The organism is Flavobacterium chungangense LMG 26729 (assembly GCF_000735715.2).
Classification (GTDB): Bacteria; Bacteroidota; Bacteroidia; order Flavobacteriales; family Flavobacteriaceae; genus Flavobacterium; species Flavobacterium chungangense.
This window is the reverse complement of record NZ_JASY01000004.1, coordinates 308,384-325,316: the sequence shown is the minus strand read 5'-3', so window position 1 is coordinate 325,316 and position 16,933 is coordinate 308,384. Positions and strand designations below refer to the sequence as shown.

13 protein-coding genes are annotated in these 16,933 nt (G+C 32.7%); all 13 read right to left on the bottom strand.

Features of this window, described 5'->3' with window-relative positions; genetic code table 11:
- Window positions 1-77: 77 nt before the first annotated feature.
- On the bottom strand, window positions 78-404 hold the full coding sequence (locus JE46_RS10715) for a nucleotide pyrophosphohydrolase (RefSeq protein WP_012022600.1): 327 nt from the start codon (window positions 402-404) through the stop codon (window positions 78-80).
- Between the two features lie 2 nt (window positions 405-406).
- Window positions 407-2,395, bottom strand: coding sequence for a DUF3857 domain-containing protein (locus JE46_RS10710; protein WP_031455276.1), 1,989 nt, complete (start codon window positions 2,393-2,395; stop codon window positions 407-409).
- 2 nt (window positions 2,396-2,397) lie between these two features.
- On the bottom strand, window positions 2,398-4,407 hold the full coding sequence (locus JE46_RS10705; protein ID WP_031455275.1) for a DUF3857 domain-containing protein: 2,010 nt from the start codon (window positions 4,405-4,407) through the stop codon (window positions 2,398-2,400).
- A gap of 25 nt (window positions 4,408-4,432) precedes the next feature.
- On the bottom strand, window positions 4,433-6,340 hold the full coding sequence (locus JE46_RS10700) for a DUF3857 domain-containing protein (RefSeq protein WP_031455274.1): 1,908 nt from the start codon (window positions 6,338-6,340) through the stop codon (window positions 4,433-4,435).
- A gap of 63 nt (window positions 6,341-6,403) precedes the next feature.
- Window positions 6,404-6,856, bottom strand: coding sequence for a D-aminoacyl-tRNA deacylase (gene dtd / locus JE46_RS10695; protein ID WP_031455273.1), 453 nt, complete (start codon window positions 6,854-6,856; stop codon window positions 6,404-6,406).
- An 84-nt stretch (window positions 6,857-6,940) separates the two neighbouring features.
- The gene (gene rsgA, locus JE46_RS10690) at window positions 6,941-7,924 is read right to left on the bottom strand and encodes a ribosome small subunit-dependent GTPase A (protein ID WP_031455272.1); all 984 of its coding nucleotides are present in this window, start codon (window positions 7,922-7,924) and stop codon (window positions 6,941-6,943) included.
- A gap of 117 nt (window positions 7,925-8,041) precedes the next feature.
- Window positions 8,042-11,098: a VIT domain-containing protein gene (locus tag JE46_RS10685; RefSeq protein ID WP_031455271.1), complete on the bottom strand. Its 3,057-nt coding sequence runs from the start codon at window positions 11,096-11,098 to the stop codon at window positions 8,042-8,044.
- Window positions 11,099-11,319: 221 nt separating this feature from the next.
- Window positions 11,320-12,402, bottom strand: a complete 1,083-nt coding sequence (locus tag JE46_RS10680; protein WP_007811176.1) for a bifunctional 3-deoxy-7-phosphoheptulonate synthase/chorismate mutase type II — start codon at window positions 12,400-12,402, stop codon at window positions 11,320-11,322.
- Window positions 12,403-12,413: 11 nt separating this feature from the next.
- A complete protein-coding gene (locus JE46_RS10675; protein WP_031455270.1) occupies window positions 12,414-13,271 on the bottom strand; it encodes a prephenate dehydrogenase in 858 nt (285 codons plus the stop codon).
- Between the two features lie 307 nt (window positions 13,272-13,578).
- Window positions 13,579-14,724 carry a pyridoxal phosphate-dependent aminotransferase gene (locus tag JE46_RS10670; RefSeq protein WP_031455269.1) on the bottom strand — a complete coding sequence of 382 codons (1,146 nt, stop codon included), beginning with the start codon at window positions 14,722-14,724 and terminating at the stop codon, window positions 13,579-13,581.
- A gap of 83 nt (window positions 14,725-14,807) precedes the next feature.
- On the bottom strand, window positions 14,808-15,647 hold the full coding sequence (locus tag JE46_RS10665) for a prephenate dehydratase (RefSeq protein ID WP_031455268.1): 840 nt from the start codon (window positions 15,645-15,647) through the stop codon (window positions 14,808-14,810).
- A 397-nt stretch (window positions 15,648-16,044) separates the two neighbouring features.
- Complete coding sequence (locus JE46_RS10660; RefSeq protein WP_031455267.1) at window positions 16,045-16,290, bottom strand: hypothetical protein; 246 nt, start codon at window positions 16,288-16,290, stop codon at window positions 16,045-16,047.
- Window positions 16,291-16,598: 308 nt separating this feature from the next.
- Entirely contained in the window at window positions 16,599-16,802 is a 204-nt protein-coding gene (locus JE46_RS10655) for an addiction module protein (protein WP_031455266.1), read from the bottom strand.
- Window positions 16,803-16,933: the final 131 nt, after the last annotated feature.

Below are 16,933 nucleotides of genomic sequence, written 5' to 3'. Positions count from 1 at the left end.
CGCGCAATTTACCACTCCCCATTCATAATTCAAAATTCAAAACTCATAATTCAAAACTTATGAGTGATATTTCACAATTATTTCAATTTATCGTTGTTTTTGTGACGATCTTTATCCCTAACCGATTTTAAATCCATTTTTTTATCAAAAGCGGCTTGTAAATCAATACCAGTTTGATTGGCCAAACATAAAACTACAAAAACAACATCAGCCAGTTCTTCACCCAAATCTTTGTTTTTATCACTTTCTTTTTCCGATTGTTCGCCGTATCTGCGGGCAATAATTCGGGCAACTTCGCCTACCTCTTCTGTAAGCTGAGCCATATTGGTTAATTCATTAAAATAGCGGACACCGTGTTCTTTTATCCAGGTATCAACGTCAAGTTGTGCATTTTTCAAATCCATTGTTATATTTTTTTAAGAACAATTTTTTCATTTTGACTAGCAATCATTTTCTGAAAAATTTCTTTTATCCCATTATACTGGTCTGGTGCAAAAATAGCATTGTTTATTTCTTTCAAACAACTAATTTGAATTTTGTTTCCCTCATTAGAAAAGTTCTGAATATAAATTATATTTTTATCCTCAGAAATAATTTTAATTGGAGCTGGCATTGACTCTAAAACATATCCTTCAGGAATTTCAATCATGATATTATATTTTACCTGATTTTTATATCCAAAATAAACTGGCATATGTCTTTGTTCCTGATTAAAAGGATTTTTCTTTCTGGTAAAGAAAAGTAATGGATTTACATAAATTTTTCCATTAATAATATCAAATTGATTATTTGATGTAAATGAAAAAGTTTCTAAAATGGGGTCTTTAAAATTAGACTTTTTATTTTCTACCTGATAATTTGAAATGCTTAAATTGCCCAACTCTCTTTCAAATTTTTCCAGATAATTTTCTTCACTCATATTATTTTCAATTCTAAATCGATAAGCATCATATTCTGTTCGCTGAATTCGGGCTTTTCCATACATTCTGCCGTTCGCATCAATAGCTGCTAATAAATTAAAATTTTCTTTTGACAAATTTGACGGTGGCAACTGAACCTCTTCAAAAGTCCCGTCATTTTTAATAAGCCTTCCTTTCCAATTTAAAACATTTAATGGTAAAATATTTGGTGATGTGAACTTATGGGAAGCATCTAATAAAATGCGCTTTCCTTCAATTTCAGCTGCAGCAATAACATAATTAAATCCTGTTCGGGTTGGATAAACAGGAATACCATTTTCAACAGTACTTACTAATACCGGATTTGCCTCAATACCTGCCAATTTCAGCATACTGATTAAAATAAAATTGATTTCGGCTACATTTCCTATTTGGTTTTTATAAGCTTCTACAACTCCTTTATCTGTGTAGTAATCGTTCTTTTCATTCCAATTCATTTTATTCTGAACAAATTTGAAAATGATATTTAATCTTTCGTCCATTGATTCAACATTCATCAATATACGTTTTAAATCTTCCAGTAAAAAAATCTTTTCATTAAGTTGTTTTCCAAAGCTCTCATTTTTATAAATAGTAGTAGCAACACCTTCCCAGGTCATGGCATAGTCTTTAACGGGCTCCTCTGGCAAACGAACTCTTTCTAGTTCATGTCTAATTGAAACTCTGTAATTTTCCAGATTATCAACATAGGGCTCATCTAAAAGGGCAGGAATATTTTTATCTGAATAAACGGCATCTATTTGATTATATGTAAACGAACGGGATTGGTTATATTGATTAGCAAAACTCTGAGATCCTGAAGTAATTTTAGAGTCAGATGTCATATTTTGGTATCCAATTAATAAGGGCTTATAGATATAAAATTCCGGAATTGCAGTTTTATATTGAAAGTAATTTACCGGAATATCATATTGGCATTGAAAATCTGGAAACTCTACAATGTTTTCAGATTTTAAAATATATTTGAATTCTATAATTGAACCTACTTTTACATTAGGAAGTGTAATTGTTTTTTCGCTCCAATATTTGTTTACATTACTTTTAAAAGTTCCCTGACCATCTAATTTTGTTTTTACAATCTTTCCATTTTCAAGATTATAAGTGAGGGCATTGGAAAACTCTAATTGCTCTTTGTTCATGTTTTCGTACCCAACATAAAACCGCACTTTTTGATTTGCCCAGCTTAATCCTTCCTTTTTGTAAATCTTTATTTTATACTCATAAACATGATTTGCTGTAAAACCATTTTTTATATCATAAGTAAAAAAAGTTTTGGCTTTTTTGAATAATATTGTTGCAGGAGCCGTTGTATCATTTGGATTAAATTTTTCTTCTAATTCTCCAACCGTTACTTTGCCTAACTCATAATTTTGAGCTTTGGTTTTAATAGAAGTAAAAATTAATATTATCAAAATAATAATTGTACACAATCTCATTTTTAAATTCTCTTTAAAACAATTTTTTCGCTTTCTTTTGCAATCATTGCTTTGTAATATTCTTTCAGCATTTCGTATTGTTGTGTCGATACAATAGCGTTATTAATCTGGTGAGAAATAGTCATTTGAAGCGTATTTTCGTTTGCCGCTATATTAAATTTAAAAGAACCTAAATTGTCTTCCATATTTATTACAGCGGGTGTAGGTATTGTTTCAACTGCAAATCCATCCGGAATCTTTATTGTTATGTTATATTTATCCATAAAAGGAAATCCAAAATCAACCGGGTATTCTCTCGTTTCCTGATTAAAAGGATTTTTTTCATTGGTAAAAAACAACATTGGACTAACATAGATTTTCCCTCCAATTACCTCGGATAAATTATTTCCTGTAAAAGAGTATGTCTCTATAATGGGCTTCAGGATTTCTTTTTCGTTTGTCTTTGCATAATCGCTGATTTCTATTTTATTGTTTTGATTTTCCAGTTTTTCCAGATACTCATCTTCTTTGGTACTAAAAATATTCTCTCTGGTAATCATAGCATTATAATCTGTGCATTGTCTTCTTGTTTGTCCTGTAACTTTACCTTCAGGGTCAATACTGTAAGTTAAAAAAACAATATCATTTGATGTTTTTTTAGGCATTAAATCGATTTGTTCTGAAGTCCCGTCTTTTCGTATCAATCTTCCATACCAGTTTAAAGTTCTAAATGGTAAAACATTGGGAACAGAAAATCTATCTGATGCATCTAATAATATGTAGCCGTTTTCAGTTTCAACTGCCGTGATTACATAATTATAGGCGGTTCTGTTAGGAAAAAATGCCACTCCATTAGACCTTGTGCTAACCAAAACAGGATTTGCCGTTAAGCCAGAATAACGTAACATTGCTGTCAGCATTAAATTTATCTCTGCAATATTTCCTGATTTTTCCTGATATGCTTTACGTACACCTTTATCACAACTGTAGCCATTATATTTATTCCATTTCACATTTGATTTAACATGGTTTAAAATAACTACTATTTTTTCTTCGGGTGTTGTTACTCCTGCCAGTAAAGCTTTTAAATCATCTTCAAAATATCCTGTTTTATTTAATTCAGGGCCAAAATCTTCATATTCGTAAATTGTCCTTGCTACCGAGTTCCAATCTGTAGAAAAAGTTTTCATTGGACTATTAGGATACTTAACCATTGAAAGTTCTTGTTCTAAACTTGCCGTATAATTATCTATATTATTAACATACGATTCCTCTTTCATTGCAGGTAAATTCTCAGCAATATAGGTAGTTTGTGTTTCAAGGTAATCAACAGTATCTGTAGAAAATGTTGTATGTGAATTAAGTCCTCTTTCTTTACTTGTAAATAAGATTGATCTTGATCGTGTTTCTGTTGTTACTTTAGGAAAAATATATCCTTTTTGTCTGGCATTAAAAGTATAATACTCTGGTATATAAGTTGTATATTCTGAGTAATTCACTGGAATACTACTTTGAAAAGCCCACCCTTTCATCATTCCAATAGTAGGTGTTCTCACTGTATAACTATATTCTAATACTGAGCCTTCTTTTACATTAGGCATTGTGATTTTTTTTCTTGCATAGTATTTATCAACCTCTTCATTAAAAACACCATCACTTTTAAGTTTGGTTTTCTCAATTTTCCCATTCACTAAATTAAAAGTATTGACATTCGAAAAATCAACTTTTTCTCTTGATTCATTGCTTCCAATGTAATAGGACACATTTTGATTTGCCCAATCATAACCCTCTTTTTTATATATTTTAACTCGTGTATCTACGTGAGTAACCAAAATAAATCCATCATTAGTATCATATTCAATACTGGATTTACCTTTTTTATATAAAATAGCCGCTGCTGCAGATGAATCTCTTGGGTGTTTTTTTTCTTCTAATTCAGCTATAGATACTTTTCCTAATTTAAATTCTTGTGCAGTTGTTTTGGAAAGAATAAAAAGCAGAGATAAGAAACTAAAAAAATTAATGAATTTCATTGGGTTTGTTTTTTTGTTGATTTGGTTAGTTCTTGGTCAAAATGATTTTGGCATTATCGTTTTTTGAAACTTGTTCCATAAAAAGACGATATTCATCATATTCTTTGTTTGAATATTTTCCTTTATTTAAAAACATAGAACGTTTGTATGTGAGTTTATTATTTTCATTTTTGATGATTTCTGTTTTATACTCCCCAAACTTTCCTTTTAATTGGAAGTTTGAAGGTAGAAATTCGATTGAAAAACCTGCGGGAAGATTAATTTCTATTTCATCTGTATCTAAATAACCACGCTGGATTTGAAATGGATTTTTACGATTTCTTATACGCTTAACATTTCCTGTATACTGATTAAAGGCGTCCATTACAAAAATCATTTTATTGGCAGAAATTGTTCCATAATTTACTGCTGTAATCTGAATATCTTCTGTAAAACGAATATTCTCTTTATCATTGGCAAAATTGATTTTACCTAATTTAAGATTATTTATATTGCCCCAATATTCTTTATAATGTGCTTCTTTTTCTGTAGGCTGTAATTTCTCCACAATCATTTTTCTACCATATTGTGAACCTTCAGACCGGATATTGATTTTTCCGGCAAAACTGCCATTTTCATCTATTGTATAAGTTCCTTTGCTAAATTGCGCATTATTTAATGGATCATAAATTCTTGTTCTGATTATTTCCCCTCCATCAGGTTTAATTACAACTACTTTTCTATTATCTGTAAAATTTGCCTGATATCCAAAAGGGTCATTCTGACTTGTGCATTCTAAAAAAACGTATTTATCTTTATCTGGAACACATAAAATCGCATGATTACCCTGAATAGAAAAAAAATCTTCATCAATATCTCTTAAATCTAAATCACCATATAATTCTGTGTAAAAGGAAGAAACACCAACCACATCTAATAATGCTCTGGTATAATTAGACAATGCTTTACAATCACCATAACCTAATCTGTCGACATCACTTGCAAACATTGGTTTCCATCCTCCAATTCCTACCTGAACACTAACGTATCTGGATTTTTCCTGTACAAATTGATATACAATTTTTGCTTTTTTTATAGGATCTGTTTCATTGCCTATCAGTGTTTTAATTTTTACTTTTGTTTCTTCCGGTAACAATGTTGTTCCTGCTAAAATTTTATCCGAAAACCATTTACCATATTCTTTCCAATTTTTTGCATTGCCATCAACTCCCTCCAGATTAAAATATTCAAGGCTCATCAATACTTTTGGATATAAATCGAAAAAAGCGGGACTAAGATCTTCTGCCTTCTGAGCTAAAATATTGACAGCTTCATAACTTAGTTTAGTATCTGTATCAGCTGTTTTTTTAATATTAAATCCTGAAAAATATAACTCTTTCTTTTTAAAGCCAAGATTATTAGGAAAAGTAACATTTAGTATACATTTTTCGACACTTACGTAATATCCTCCCAAAAAATACCATTGCGGTATAAAAGCGGTATTTGAAGTTTCAGTTTCACTTTTATAAACAATTGTAAAAGGATATGAAACTGGTGTATAATCTAAATAAACTACACGGTTATCTGAAAAAAGAGTACTTCCACCTGCAGCGCTTTGGTCTCTAAAATCTTTTCGTTTAATCTTTTTTATTTCGTTACCAAATGCATCATAAACAATCGCTTCGATGTTTTTTATTGAAGTTGTTTTATCATAGTGCTGATAAGCATCAATATCATTTAATCCTTTCTCATTAAAAACCGATACAACCCTTTGTATTTTAATATTCATACTTCTTTGCGATGCAATCGTAATATCAACCTGATTTAAACGCACAACTGCATTGGTATTCTCTTTAAGACTATCGGCAATTTTAGCAGTCGAGTATTCACTCTTTTGAGCATTAGAAACAAGGGAAAATAAGAAGAAAATTAATGCGAAAACCTGATTTTTCATTTAATAAGTAATTTCGTCAAATATATAGCATTTTTAGAAATCCTTAACAAATATTTGTGCTATTTATTCTTTGTTTTTACTATCAATTAAAATCGTTACAGGCCCGTCATTTATGAGGCTGACTTTCATGTCTGCACCAAATATTCCGGTTTGTATTTTCTTCTGAAATTCATTTTCTAAACATCTCACAAAATTCTCATACATCGGAATTGCAAACTCTGGTTTTGAAGCTTTAATGTATGAAGGACGGTTTCCTTTTTTGGTAGATGCATGAAGTGTAAATTGGCTTACTACAATAATATCACCATCAATATCCTGAACTGAGCAATTCATTACGCCATTTTCGTCACCAAAAATGCGTATTTTTATGATTTTCCCAACGAGCCAGTCAATATCATCCTGAGTATCGATATCTTCTATACCAACCAAAACTAATAGTCCTTGTTTAATATCTGCAACAATTTTAGAATCAACGGTTACAGATGCCTGAGAAACTCTTTGAAGAACAACTTTCATATCTTAGTCTAAAGTTTGAAAGTCATAAAGTTGAAAGTCTAAAATCTCACTTTGGACTTAAGACATTTGACTTTAGACTATTATTTATTTCTGGTTTCTGGTTTCATCGCTGATTTTTCGGTCTTCGTCGTAAGAGTCGGTGCGATAATTTTCCTCATCACCTTCCAGTATTTTAAGATAACTGTTGTAGCGTGACCATGCAATTTCATCTTTTTCCAAAGCTGCTTTTATGGCGCAATGAGGCTCTTCTTTATGCAGACAATTATTGAATTTACATTGATCTTTCAATTTAAAAAATTCAGGAAAATATCCGCTGATTTCTTCTTTTTCCATATCAACAATTCCGAACCCTTTAATTCCGGGAGTATCAATGATTTTTGCATTAAAAGACAAATCATACATTTCTGCAAAAGTTGTAGTGTGCTGCCCTTGTTTACTTGCCTCAGAAATGTTTTTAGTTTTAAGATGAAGTGATGGTTCCATTGCATTTACTAAAGTCGATTTTCCTACGCCGGAATGTCCGGAAAACATGCTTACTTTACCAATCATCATTTCTTTTAGTTCATCAACTCCTTTCATTTCTGTAGATGAAACACGAAGGCATTTATACCCAATTTGCTGATATACATATTGCATATACAATTGATCATCCAGAGTTGTTTCATCAAAAGTGTCAATTTTATTAAAAACCAATATGGTCTCTATATTGTAAGCTTCGGCAGTTACCAGAAAGCGATCTATAAAATTAAAAGTAGTGGGCGGATTATTAATGGTAATCAGCAAAAACACCCTGTCGATATTGGATGCAATGATATGCATCTGATGTGACAGGTTAACTGATTTACGAACGATGTAATTCTTTCTTTCGTGAATATTATGAATCATGCCAGTAACGGCATCCGATGTTTCTTCCAATTCATAATCGACAATATCACCTACAGCAATAGGATTAGTGCTTTTTATGCCTTTCATCCTAAACTTCCCTTTCATACGGCATTCTATAAAATCGCCTTGTTCAGATTTTACAGTGTACCAGCTTCCTGTAGATTTATATACGAGTCCTGTCATTCAAATTGTAGGTTTTAGATTTATTCTTAAAAAATAAAAGGCAAAATTACGTTTTTTGAATTCAACAACGAAACTTCGCCTTTTAAAAATAAATATGAATCTCCTAATAGGATATGTTTACCAAATAATTTCGGCTAAAACATCATTTTCTTTGACTTTTCCAAGCTGAATTGTTTTAAGAATTTTAGAAGTTTTTCCGGCTTTGGTAGTGTAAATCTCAACCATAACCGTCGCAGGGCCATTTTCTGTTAATTCATTTTCTCCAAAATAGTTACTTTTTATTTGGTATTTCCCTTTCACTGCATTTCGAATCAGATATTGTTCAGGACCATACCCTTGTGTAAAATCTTTTGAAAAGCTTGCCCCTGATTCTGTTACTTTATGTCCATAATAACATTCTTCACCCGTGGGCTCAATAATATGCAGATCCAAATCAACATCCATCAGATTCCAGTTCATGATAATTCTAATATCGACCGGCATTTTATCAAGATATTTTTTATCTAATTTTCCGGTTTTCAAATCTGCATGTTCAATAAGCATTCGGTTTAAATCCATCAAAATAATATCTTCTACCCCTTGATATTGTCCGCTCATTTCTCCATAATAATTCACTTCCAAAGCTTTTACCAATTGATCAAAAGCTTCCTGATAGTTGCCTGCATCTTCCAAAGCCAGTGCATAATCCCTTAAACTTTGAGGTTCATGAGCTCTCCATTTAGCAACTTGTTTTGCTGTAAATGACGCATCTTCAAAATCCTTCCATTGACGCAAAGTATAGGTTAATGTCTTATAAAGCTGATGATTTTCTAATCCTAAATCTGCAATATTACTGACTACCTGCAGTGCTTTTTTTACATCTCCCTGATTATAGAAAAAGTGCGCCACGTCAAAATAAAAACTCGGGTTTCTCTCCTGAGATTTTCTCAATTCCAAATACAAATCATATTGTTTTTCTTTTGGTGCCGATGCCAAAGCTTTTAAATATAAGCGATCTGGGTTCCAAGTTTTAGTATCTACATTTACAACACTTACGCTATTTGTATTGTTTTCTGCAATCTGAGTAACTACAAGTCCCGAAACTTCTGACCTTATTACTTCACTGCCAACCTTCTTATCTTTTAACTCAATAATTTTTGGCGCATCTTCAGTAACTTCTTCCGTTTTCGCAACTACAGGACTAACAAATTTAACCTGATCCACTCTTGGGGGTGAGGCTGTACTATATACATTATTGTCTTCTTGCACGATCTCCATTACTGGTCCTGAGCCAACAGGTTCGTCAACCGTCATAACAGCATCCGGATCACCCTTAATGGTTTCATAAGCTTCACGTTTCTTATTTTTAGATCTTGGTAAAACTTTTGGAGCCACATATTTCAAATCTTTTTTCCACCATGAATTTAATCCTGTAAAATAACTATCAATATTTTCCCAGTTATTTTTTTGTTTGGCCAGACTGGTATCATGTTCCTGCTTTTTGATTTTATCAAATTCGGCACGTAATTCGGCCGGCGGAATAATATCATACATAATATAATCACGAATATTTTCTAAAACAATCAGCGAAGTATTCTTGGTAATGATTCCATATTTCTTCCCTAAAGTTTCTATTTCCTGAGCATTTTTGTCATATTGCAATTCCAGATTCGCAATTTTTTTCTGAGCCCAGAGTTTTTCGATATTGACCTGATTGGTATTTTGAACAGCATTGTCTACAGTTATCTTTCTTTCTAAAACAGCATCATCTCCATTACCAAATAACAATGTAATTTCATTTTTTGGATTTAATGAAATACCAGAAAAACTAAAACTACCTGAAACTGCAGTTCCTCCCATAGGAAAAAAATCAGTAATCAAAAGATTTTCCTTTATACCTAAGAATTTCAGATTCGTCGTAACCAATTTATCCAAAGCATTTTCTGTACTTAACTGATTCAGATTAATAAAATTTCCACCCGTTTCTGAAGCTGTATAATTTAAAAAAGCAAAGTCAGCCGATACAGAAGATGAAATCGTAAATACCGGTTTTTTAGTTTTAGGAAATGAATTTTCACTCAAAGAAGATAATCCGTCTGTAGAAAACAGATACTGATCATGATTTGCAAAACTTAACTGCGAGTAACGTGTTCCGCCGTCATATTTTGTGTTTTCTAAAACCGTTTTTAATTCACTCCAATTTCCATTAGAAATAATAAACTCTCTTTGCTTTTCAAAAGTGTAATTCAAAAAGTATAAAGTCACTTTTGTATTTTGTATCTTTTGAAAATAAGAGTCCAGAAAATCCAGTTCCTTTTTCAAATCACGTGTCTGACAACTTAGTGAATTATCCCAGATTAAACCAATTGAAGACGGAATTTTTCTTGCTTTCGTAATTCCTTCAGTAAAGGCATTTCCATAAAAATAATACTGACCACCTACATCCTGAGTCAAAACGCCTGGTGCATTATTTTGTATTGGAACTTCAAAAACGATCTTTTCCTCAGGCTGATAATTTTCTTTTTCAATTGAAGCCTCAAAAGATTGATTCCATTTTGAAAAAGACATCTTCGATCCTGTTCTTTCAGCAATCTTGGGTTCAGTAGAAGAACCTGTTACAGAGACCCTGATTTGAAATTTATCCAATTTTTTAGGATAACGGCTTACCAATTGATAACCCAGATTATTTTTATCCAATGCAGAAAGCTCTTCTTCATAACCAATAATTACGATTCGTTCCCCGTTTGGCATTAAAGGATAAATTCGGGTTCTGAAATTATTTCCATCCACTTTTTCCAGCAATCCCGGATCAACCCGACGATGTTCAATGGCTTCAAAAACCTGTTTCCCTTTATTTTTATTTACAGGAACAGCTTCGCGCATTTTACCATTAATATCAATTGCATATCTTGAAACAGAAACATTTTCAGGCAGCGGAAAAATAAGTTCTGCTTCCATCTGGCGAGTTCCCGAATTAAAAAAATGCATTTCGGCAGTAGTGTAGGCAATATTTCCAATTACCTTAACATTAACAAGCAGCTTACTCATTTTTACCTTTTCAGCTTCCTCTCCTTTTACGTTCAGTTCAGGACTTTGAGCAAAAACTTTAACGGCTGAAAACAGTAAAACGCAAAACAGTAATTTCAGATTAACCTGAAAAATTTTAGACGGAGATAAACACATATTTGATTTCATAACGCGAAAGTTAAGGTTGTATAGTGATATAGAGAACAAAAAATACGAAAAGGTTGGGAGGAGTGTAAATTAATTTCATAAAAAAATCCCCAACCCTTTTTGTAAAAGGGATGGAGATTCTATTTTAATTATCTAATCACTTCTGTGATATAAGAAAAATAAATAACAAGTTTTACAAAAAACTTAAATTAACTTATATCACTTATATGGTTTAGAAAAAATTATGCATTCAATACTTTTTCCTGGTGACCAATACTTTCCTGGTGGATTGCTTTGAACATTTTCAAAACAAACTCTTCAGTAAGACCTTTTTTCTCACCTTCCAAAATCATTTTCCCTAAGATTTCATTCCAACGATTGTTTTGAAGAATCGCAACGTTTGCATCTTTTTTCACCTGACCAATTTCGTCAGCTACTTTCATACGTTTTCCTAACAACTCTAATAAGTTAGCATCCAAAACGTCGATATTAGCTCTTAGTTTCGTCATTTTTGAACTGTACTCATCAGTAGTATCATCTGTTTTTCTGATCGTCAAATCTTTAATGATTTGTTTCAAAGCATCAGGAGTAACTTGTTGAGCAGCATCAGACCAGGCGTTGTCCGGATCGTAGTGCGTTTCGATAATCATACCGTCGTAATTCAAATCTAAAGCCTCTTGCGTTACTTCAAAAATCATTTTACGATCTCCCGTAATGTGAGATGGATCGATGATTAATGGTAAATCAGGAAATTTATTTTGCAATTCGATAGCAATCTGCCATTCCGGAATATTTCTGTATTTTGTTTTTTCGTAAGTAGAGAAACCTCTGTGGATTACTCCTAATTTCTCAATTCCAGCCATATGTAAACGCTCTACACCACCTAACCATAAAGCCAAATCAGGATTTACAGGGTTTTTAACCAAAACGATTTTATCAGTTCCTTTCAAAGTATCAGCAATTTCCTGAACCGCAAAAGGATTTGCAGTTGTACGCGCACCAACCCATAAAACGTCGATATCATGTTCTAAAGCTAATTTACAATGCGCTGCAGTCGCAACTTCAGTTCCCATTAATAAACCAGTTTCAGCTTTTGCTTTTTGCAACCATTTCAAACCAATTTCCCCTACACCTTCAAATCCTCCCGGACGCGTTCTTGGTTTCCAGATTCCAGCTCTGAATACACTAACTTTTGAATCTTTCAATTCGTGAGCAATTTTCAAAACCTGATCTTCCGTTTCTGCACTACAAGGTCCAGCTATCACAAGTGGGTGATCTAAATTGAAATCTTCTAACCACTTTCTCATTTCTTTCTTATTTTCCATCTTATTCTAATTTACTTTTTAATTGTTAATCCGTTTAATATCTCTTTTATTTTATTTGTGCTTTCCATTTCTTCAAAAATGGCATTATAATTTTCTTCTTTCAACAAATCCCTGAACCTGCTTAGATTCGAAATATATTCTTCTAATGTTTCAATGACATGCTCTTTGTTCTGCTTAAAAATTGGTGTCCACATCGCCGGTGAACTTTTTGCGAGACGAACTGTACTTTCAAATCCACTGCCCGCCATGTCAAAAATATCCTGTTCGTCTTTTTCTTTGTTCATTACTGTTTTTCCGAGCATAAACGAACTAATGTGCGACAAATGCGAAACATAAGCAATATGTTTGTCGTGCGATACAGGATCCATGTATCTAATTCTCATTCCTATCGAACTAAAAAGATTCAATGCTTTCTCCTGCAGTTTAAAAGCTGTCTTTTCTACTTCACATATAATGTTTGTCTTTCCTTGAAACAAACCTCTTATTGCCGCCGAAGGACCCGAAAACTCTGTTCCTGCAATTGGGTGCGTAGCAATAAAATTTCTTCTCTTCGGATGGTTTGCTACTGCATCGCAAATTGGTTTTTTAGTCGATCCAACTTCAAAAACAATCGTTTTATCTCCAACTGCGTCTAAAACTTTAGGCAAAACGGTAAGCGCAACATCAACAGGAACCGAAACAATTACAAAATCTGCTTTTTGTAAATCTTCAAAACTTCCCGCTTCGTCAATAACTCCAAGATCAATTGCTTCCTGCAAATGTTGCTCGTTACTATCGATTCCTAAAATAGTCGCATCAGGATAACGCCCTTTGATGTCTAACACCATTGAACCGCCTATTAATCCTATTCCTATTACGTATACTTTCATATTTTTTATTATTTGAAGCTAATTCCTGCTATCCGCTTCAATCTTTTCTGCCTCCCGATAGCTATCGGGACGGCAAAAAAGGATTTCCACTTCTATCAGGGCTAGGGCTTCTCGTTTTTTCCAAGACCGTTATTGTTTTCCGCCTTTTTGTCATTTCGACGAAGGAGACTCGAGCGATAGCGAACAGACGAAGTAAATCTTCGCAAGTAGCTCCGCAACGAGAGCCCAAACTTTGTCGAGTTACTTGTGGAGATCCCTCGTTCCTCGGGATGACAAACTGTGGCGAAAAAAATCTAAAATCTTGATTCTAAAATCGATCTATCGCTTCTTGTACTTTTTCTTCTTTTACACACAATGAGAACCTTATATACCCTTCGCCGTTGCTTCCAAAAATGGTTCCCGGTGTAATGAAAATATGTTTCTCATATAATATTTCGTCAATGAACTTCTCTGCTGATGCTATTCCTTCCGGAAGTTTGGCCCAGACAAAAAGCCCAACTCCTTCTTTATACACTTTGCAGTTTAATTTTTCTGCAAGTTTCTCTGTCAATTCCCTGCGGCGTCTGTAAATTTTGTTTTGATCTTCGAACCAGGATTTATCACATTTTAAAGCTGCAATTGCTCCTTTCTGAATTCCGTAGAACATACCGCTGTCCATGTTGCTTTTTACTTTTAACACTGCATCGATAATTTCAGGATTTCCTAAAACCATCCCGACTCTCCAACCGGCCATGTTGAATGTTTTACTCAGTGAATTCAATTCTAAAGCCACATCCTTTGCTCCTTCAACCTGTAATAAACTCATCGGATTGTCGTTCAAAACAAAACTATACGGATTGTCGTTGATCAGTAATATGTTGTGTTTTTTAGCAAAAGCAACCAGTTTTTCAAATAACGCTAAATTTCCTCTTGCTCCTGTCGGCATGTGCGGATAACCCAGCCACATAATTTTTACTTTCGAAAGATCCAGTTTCTCTAAAGCTTCAAAATCCGGCTCCCATGTATTAGCTTCTTTCAAATCATAATAAACCGGAACTGCTTCTACCAAATTGGTTACCGAAGTGTAAGTCGGATAACCCGGATTCGGAATCAAAACATGATCGCCCGGGTTTAAAAATGCAAGCGAAATATGCATAATTCCTTCTTTTGACCCCATCAATGGTAAAATCTCGTTATTTGGATTCACTGCAACACCAAATTGATCCTGATAAAAATCTGCCATCGCCTGCCTCATTTCCGGTAATCCCTGATAGCTTTGATAACCATGTCCATTCTCGTCCTGAATTGCTGCGGCTACCGCTTCAATTACTGCTTTCGACGGACTCAAATCAGGACTTCCGATTCCCATATTGATAATCGATTTTCCTTCAGACATGAGTTGACGAACTTCTCTCAATTTTGATGAAAAGTAGTATTCTTCAACTGTATCTAATCTTTTTGCTGTTGTAATCATGTTTTTTATTTTTTGCTTAGGCTTTACGCCATAAGCTTTATGCTCTTTTTTTATTTGACTTTAAGACTTTCGACTTTCCAACTTTAAGACTGACTTAAAGGCTTTGTATTTTTATATTCTCCCAAAACCTTAAAATATTCCGCCATAATATTGAGTAACGATTTGGCTTTCGAGTAATCTTCATAATTTTCAAATGTCACATCTACGAAAAACGAATATTTCCATGGTGTTTCAATTTTTGGAAGTGACTGAATTTTTGTCAAATTCAGTTTGCAGTCACTCATTACATTTAGAACTGCTGCCAGACTTCCTCTTTTATGATCGAGTTCAAATTTGATAGACGCTCTGTTGATCTCGTTTTCAGGCAAAAATGAATTTTGCTTTTTGATGATTACGAAACGCGTCATATTATTTTTAATCGTCTGAATCTCCGGCGCGATAATTTCAAGATTATACATTTCCGATGCTACTTTACTTCCTATTGCAGCAATTCCGGTTAACTGTTTTTCCTGAATTCTTCTTGCTGTTTCGGCTGTATCTTTATCCTCTACCAATTTGATGTTTGGATATTGTTTCAGGAAATCCATACACTGCAAAAGTGCCATCGGGTGTGAATGAACTTCTTTTATATCTTCTATCTTCTGACCTTTTAAAGCCATTAAATTCTGGTGAATACTTAAATAATGTTCTCCTATTATGTGTAAATTATTCTTGTCAATCAAAGCATAATTCGGAATAATTGGTCCCGCGATCGAATTTTCAATTGCCATAACTGCCTGATCTGATTTCCCTGCAAGAAGGCTGTCAACCAATTCCTCAAAAGACAGACATTCATCAATATCTACACTTTCAGAAAAATATTCCTTCACAACCTGATGATGAAAAGAACCTTTGATACCTTGTATTGCAATTTTAGCTGTCATATAGTCAAAAAAAAATCCTGATTTTCATCAGGATTGTATATTAGTTTTATTTGTCTTTTAATTTGTTTCAAATAACCATAGCACAATCCTAACTTCTACTAAAGAAGAAATAAAAGTTGTTGCTAAAATAAAAACGGTTAGTTGCCATTTTGTTTGTGTTATTTTTTAAATTCTGTGCGAATGTATAAATTATTTTAACTGCACCAAAAAAAATATTGCATTTTATGAAACAAAAAAGGATTTCTTAACAAATTAAAGCAGTTTTGTATGATATTTTAATAAATTGCACTTAAAATGAGATTTACAAATGGCCTGTATGAAAAACTTCTAAGACTTTATCTTTTGAATAAGCTTTTTGAGAAATTAAGTATAAAGTAGCAATTTTAAGAACCGCAGTTTATGGATTGTTTCTCTTTAATAAATATTTACCTCTTAAATCAAGTCCGTCTTCAAAATACTCTTCTTTTGGGTGATTATTAATGTAGATAGTACGTGAAACTTCTAATATCGAGTCAATAAAAACATCCCCAAATCTTCTATAAACTTCTTCATTCATTTCATTTTGATAACAAAAAGGATCAAATCTCCCGGGTCTTAAACATCCCGGAACAACACTTTTCGTTTCTAAATTGTATTTTTTCAAAATTGATTTGGTTAATTCAAATTCCCTTCGCGATTCGGTATAAAATATTAACTTCCCATTTTGAATATTCTTAAGAGCTTTAATTTTTTGAGAAATACAGTTTGTATCTATAGTTTGATAATTTGGCTTAATTCTTACAAAGTTAGGATTGCTAGTAAAATCTTGTACATTATAATATATTCTATTACCATTAAAATCTTGTTTTGGAAAATTTTCCTTTTTTTACAAGAAGGAAATACAAATACTAGCAGAATTAGAAATACAAAAAAATGTCTCATTATTTTATTAGGTATCGAAATGATATATAACTATATAGATTTTAAATGGTTTTTAACCTCATTCCAGGTGTACAACTCTGTTTTTCCTTCTTCTAAGTTTTTAATCCGAATATTCAATTCATTTTTTACATCATCAGAAATTTCTAAATCTTTTTTGGAAACACTATCCCACAATTGTTCTGCCAAAACAATTTTCTCAGCATCACTATATTTAGATAAATTTTTAATTTCCATATCCTTTTTATTTAATTGAATATTACAAATTTTATTTTGAAACGAGGATATTTTTTAGCCCCGATTGCAGTGAAAATCCTTTTTATTTTTTCTTTAAAAATAAAAAGATTGCAACGAAAAGCGGGAATAGC